The sequence below is a fragment of the Streptomyces sp. NPDC002690 genome (genome assembly GCF_053592415.1).
Map to the genome: position 1 here is coordinate 1 of NZ_JBSFVR010000702.1, position 1572 is coordinate 1572.

2 protein-coding genes are annotated in these 1572 nt (G+C 71.4%); both read left to right on the forward strand.

All coding sequences use genetic code 11. The features are described 5' to 3' along the window. Positions 1–229: 229 nt before the first annotated feature. Positions 230–913 carry a response regulator gene (locus tag ACWD3D_RS36835; RefSeq protein ID WP_451464990.1) on the forward strand — a complete coding sequence of 228 codons (684 nt, stop codon included), beginning with the start codon at positions 230–232 and terminating at the stop codon, positions 911–913. Next, positions 910–1548, forward strand: coding sequence for a hypothetical protein (locus ACWD3D_RS36840; RefSeq protein WP_451464991.1), 639 nt, complete (start codon positions 910–912; stop codon positions 1546–1548). The genes ACWD3D_RS36835 and ACWD3D_RS36840 overlap by 4 nt, the downstream gene beginning before the upstream one ends. Positions 1549–1572 lie beyond the last annotated feature (24 nt).

Consider the following 1572-nt stretch of genomic DNA (forward strand, 5'->3'; position numbering starts at 1 on the left):
TCTGGCGTCGGTGATCGCCCTGCTGGCCCGCCCGCTGCGTCTGCGGGAGACGAGCGCGCTGCTCTCGTCCGTCCGGGCCCGGCTGCGCCGGTAGGGAACGTGCGAGGACTGCGGCGGAAGGCCCTTCGCGCGGCAACCTCGTACCCCCACAGCACATCTGGCCCTCCGTGCACGTCGGCGACGAACTTCGGGGCGGGCCTTCGACCATGATCGTTGGGATACTCGCGCCATGCCACGTGTGCTCTTGATAGAAGACGACCCCTCCGTGCGCGAAGGGGTCGAACTGGGGCTCCGCCGCCGGGGGCACGAGCTCCTGGCCGCCGGAACCGGGGAAGCCGGGCTGGAGGCGCTCGCCGCCTTCCGGCCCGATCTGGTGCTCCTCGATCTGATGCTGCCCGGCATCAACGGGGTGCAGGTCTGCCGGCGCATCCGCGAGTCGAGCCAGCTGCCGATCATCATGCTCACCGCGCGCGGTGACGATTTCGACGTCGTCGTCGGGCTGGAGGCGGGTGCGGACGACTACATCGTCAAGCCCGCCCGCACCGAGGTCATCGAGGCACGCATCCGCGCCGTCCTGCGCAGGCTCGGCGCGCCGACGGGCCGCACGGGCACCGAGTTCCACGGCGATCTGGCCGTGGACCGGGCCGGGCTCACCGTCACCAGGGCGGGCGAACGGGTTCTGCTCGCCCCCTCGGAACTCAAGCTGCTGCTCCATCTGTCGGCCTCTCCCGAGCAGGTGTTCAGCCGGCAGCAACTCCTCGAATACGTCTGGGAGCACAGCTACCACGGTGACGCGCGTCTGGTCGACGCCTGCGTGCGGAGGCTGCGCCAGAAGATCGAGGACGCGGCCGGCAGCCCCCGGTACATCCAGACCGTGCGCGGCTTCGGCTACCGCTTCGGGCCGCTGTCATGAGGGTGCTGAGCCCTCATCTCGGTCTGCGCACCCGACTCGTCGCCGCTTTCCTGCTGGTGGCCGCGATCAGCGCGGCCACGACCGCCGCCCTGACCTATCGGGAGGCGCGCTCGGCGGTCCTGGAGCAGGCTCAGGACACGGCAGTCGGGCAGTTCCGCGACCGGGTCGCGGCGCTCGGTCCGGGCTTTCCGCTGGACGCCCCACGGCTGCGCTCGCTCTGCGAGACCCTCGCGCGGGAGGGCAAGCCGCACACCTGGATCGTCTTCGCCGAGTACGCGGGCCTGCGGGTCTCCTCCTCCGACCGGCCCACCTCGCAGATCCTCACCGAGCAGCTGCGCAGGGCCGCCCGGGAGAACGCGCACGCCTCGTTCCAGCGGGTCGTCCGCGACGGCCGGGCGTGGCTCACCATCGGCATGCCCGTCATGTTCGACCAGGGCGACGGCCGTCACCGCACCGGACTCGTGATGTACGCCGTGATGCCGCTCGCGCCGGAGGAGGCGAACATCGCGGCCATGGTCACGGCAGCCCGCAACGGCGCCCTGCCCGCCCTCCTCGTCGCCGTGGTCCCGGCACTGCTGGCGGCTCGTCCAGTTCCTTCAGGGCGGCGACCTTGGCGCTCTCCTGGGACTGGCTGAACTCCTCGGCGTTCTCCTGCGTGG

Coding starts and splice junctions, on each gene's coding strand:
- ACWD3D_RS36835 (WP_451464990.1), top strand. CDS start 230: ATGCCACGTGTGCTCTTGATAGAAGACGACCCCTCCGTGCGCGAAGGG.
- ACWD3D_RS36840 (WP_451464991.1), top strand. CDS start 910: ATGAGGGTGCTGAGCCCTCATCTCGGTCTGCGCACCCGACTCGTCGCC.